Genomic DNA, 3,283 nt, shown 5'->3' with positions numbered 1-3,283 from the left:
GCGTTTTTAATCCGACTCTGAGGGGATGCGGACGAAATCCTGGACCAAATGAGGTCATTAATAGGAGGAGGTCACGCACATGTATTCCTACGAAGACAGGTTAAGAGCCGTAAAGCTCTATATCCAATACGAGAAGAGTTATGCATCAGTTTATAGAGAACTTGGATATCCTCCATCTTCTCATTCGATAAAGCTCTGGTATAAAGAGTATGAGCAGAACGGCGATCTGCATAAATCATACAATAAAACTAACAAATATAGTGAAGAACAGCGCCGGACCGCCATTCAGTACTATGTTGAGCATGGCCGGAGCAAATCTAGAACAGTTAAAGCTCTCGGGTATCCCACCCGGCAGCAATTAACAGAATGGATAAAACAAGATCTGCCGGACGAGGTGCGGCCTTGCACTAACAGCCAATCTTTGGTACATTTATCGAAAGAGCAGAAAGAACAGGCCGCCATCGAATTATGTACCAGAGATGGAAGCGCACAGGAGATTGCTGATAAATATAATGTAAGCCGATATTCTGTGTATAACTGGGCCTGGGATCTTGTCGGGAAAGGAAACGTATCACCCATGCCCAAAAAGAAGCGAGATACTAAGGTCGCAACTACGGATGAAATTAATTCCCTGAAGAAGGAAATCGAACAACTTCACAGCGAGGCTGAAGAGCTTCAGCGACAGGTTTATCGACTCCGGCTTGAAAAAGATGTACTCGAGAAAGCAGCCGAAATCATAAAAAAAGATGAGGGCGTCAGTCTTGATAAGCTGACCAATCGGGAAAAAGCAATCGTGATTGGCGCCCTTCGCAATAATTATAAACTCCATGAATTACTGGATGTCTTCCACATGGCCAAGAGCAGCTATTGTTATCATCAAGCAGCTTTAAAGGTTCCGGATAAATATAGCAAACTTCGCAAGAAGATCCAAACGGTGTTCGATAACTCCTCAGGCAGATATGGTTATCGTCGCATTCATAGTTCTCTCAAAAGCGAGAAAATCATCGTTTCGGAAAAGGTAGTCCGTCGGATCATGAAAGAAGATAAACTTACTGTCCTTAGTATAAAACGAAAGAAATATAACTCATACAAGGGAGAGATAACACCTGCAGTACCGAACGTAATTAAGCGCGATTTTCATGCCGAACAGCCAAATATGAAGTGGCTGACAGATATCACTGAGTTTCACATACCGGCAGGAAAGATCTATCTATCCCCGATTATAGATTGTTTTGATGGTCTTCCTGTTTCATGGACAATCGGAACGTCACCAGATGCCGCGCTCGTTAATACTATGCTTGATAATGCTATCGGCACCCTAAAGGAAAATGAACACCCAATCGTCCATAGTGATCGAGGAGCACACTACCGCTGGCCAGGCTGGATCGAGAGAATGGAAAACGCAGGATTAACCAGATCTATGTCAAGAAAAGGGTGCTCTCCTGATAACTCCGCTTGCGAAGGTTTCTTTGGCCGCCTTAAAAATGAAATGTTTTATGGTCGCTCATGGAGAGATGTTACTATCGAGGAGTTTATCAAGATTCTCGATGAATATATACACTGGTACGCAGAAAAAAGAATTAAGCTTTCCCTCGGAGGGTTGAGTCCAATTCAATACCGACAGAGCCAAGGACTTATAGCAGCATGATAAATGGGGATAACGAAGGATTAATGGTCCAAGAAAATGTCCGCATCCCCTGAATGGTGAAAATCGCCCGACGCTAACAGCGTATCAACAGCCAGAAAAAATCAATGCCCGCAGTGCAACAGAGCCTATATACTAAAAGAAAAATTAGATGTCTGCGCATAAAGAGCCACACCACAATAACAAAACGCCCCCTGCAGAAACCACTACACAGTTACTACAGAGAGCATTCATCTTATTTCACGGTAGTGTAAAAAACTTTGTGGCTTTGGTAAAAAATGGCTCCTTTTTGGTAAGAATTATAGATATGACAATTCTTATCGAAAAGGAGTTTATTTATGGCAGTAGCAAAAGACCAAATCCGACAGATTATTACAGAAAACAACATTACCAGTGTGGCTGATGTTTACTCCCTCCTTAAAGACAGCTTCAAAGATATCCTGCAGGAACTACTGGAAGCCGAGATGGACGCAACTCTGGGTTATGAAAAAAATTGTAAGGGTGATCTTAAAAGCGACAATAAAAGGAACGGTCATTCCAGCAAAACACTCAAAAGCCAGTACGGGGAGTTTCAAATCGATGTTCCTCGTGACCGCAATGGTGAGTTTGAACCAAAGCTGATTCCGAAATATCAGCGGGATATTTCCGGCATTGAAGAAAAGGTAATCTCTCTCTATGCCCGCGGAATGAGCACAAGGGATATTCATGATCAGCTCCAGGAACTTTATGGGATCGAACTTTCTGCTGAAATGGTCAGCAAAATCACGGACAAGATCCTGCCGGAAGTAAAGGAGTGGCAGTCACGTCCGTTGAACCCTGTATATCCCTTCGTCTTCATGGACTGCATCCATTATAAAGTCCGTGAAGATGGCAGGATCCTCAGCCGTGCTGCTTATATTGTACTGGGAGTTACCGTGGAAGGATACAAGGAGATTCTCAGTATTACTGTGGGAGCGAATGAAACCAGTAAATTCTGGCTGGGGATGCTCAACGACCTGAAAAACCGTGGTGTGCAGGATGTTCTGTTTTTCTGCGTGGACGGTCTCCCCGGATTCAAAGACGCAATCCAGGCCGTTTTCACCCAGGCACAGATCCAGCGCTGTGTAATCCATATGCTGCGTAATTCCTTTAAATATGTGAATTATAACGATCTGAAGAAATTTTCCACAGATTTCAAGGCTGTCTATAATGCGCCCAATGAATCTGCAGCTCTTTCGGAACTGGAAACGGTTAAGGATAAATGGGGGAAAAAATATCCCTATGCGATCAGCAACTGGGAAAATAACTGGGAAGATGTGAGTTCTTTCTTCCAGTTTTCCGGAGATATTCGCAGAATCATGTATACTACAAACATCATAGAAGGTCTGAACCGCCAATACAGGAAAGTTACAAAAACAAAGAGTGTGTTTCCAAGTGATACAGCTCTTGAAAAGATGCTGTTCCTTGCAAGTAGAAATGTAACAAAGAAGTGGACTCAGCGTTATCGAAACTGGGATCAGGTGTTGAACCAGCTGATCATTTTATACGATGAAAGACTGACAGCATATCTGTAAACAGAAAACAGGAGTGGATGTAAACACATCCAGCTCCTGTCTTCACCTTATCCCTTCGGCATTTTGCAAATGTCAACCACTTTTT

At 43.1% G+C, this 3,283-nt stretch carries 2 protein-coding genes; both read left to right on the top strand.

Annotation, left to right across the window (positions count from 1 at the left end; genetic code table 11):
* Positions 1–79 precede the first annotated feature (79 nt).
* A complete protein-coding gene (locus tag BKD12_RS16205) occupies positions 80–1,648 on the top strand; it encodes an IS3 family transposase (protein WP_070090374.1) in 1,569 nt (522 codons plus the stop codon).
* A gap of 335 nt (positions 1,649–1,983) precedes the next feature.
* Positions 1,984–3,198, top strand: coding sequence for an IS256 family transposase (locus BKD12_RS16200; RefSeq protein ID WP_070090373.1), 1,215 nt, complete (start codon positions 1,984–1,986; stop codon positions 3,196–3,198).
* Positions 3,199–3,283 lie beyond the last annotated feature (85 nt).

Source organism: Merdimonas faecis (genome assembly GCF_001754075.1).
GTDB lineage: Bacteria > Bacillota > Clostridia > Lachnospirales > Lachnospiraceae > Merdimonas > Merdimonas faecis.
The sequence above is the reverse complement of the archived record's forward strand: the minus strand, read 5'-3'. Positions and strand labels throughout refer to the sequence as shown.

What these genes read in the sequence shown, in the direction of transcription:
- BKD12_RS16205 (WP_070090374.1), top strand. Translation starts at nt 80, where the DNA reads ATGTATTCCTACGAAGACAGGTTAAGAGCCGTAAAGCTCTATATCCAA.
- BKD12_RS16200 (WP_070090373.1), top strand. Translation starts at nt 1,984, where the DNA reads ATGGCAGTAGCAAAAGACCAAATCCGACAGATTATTACAGAAAACAAC.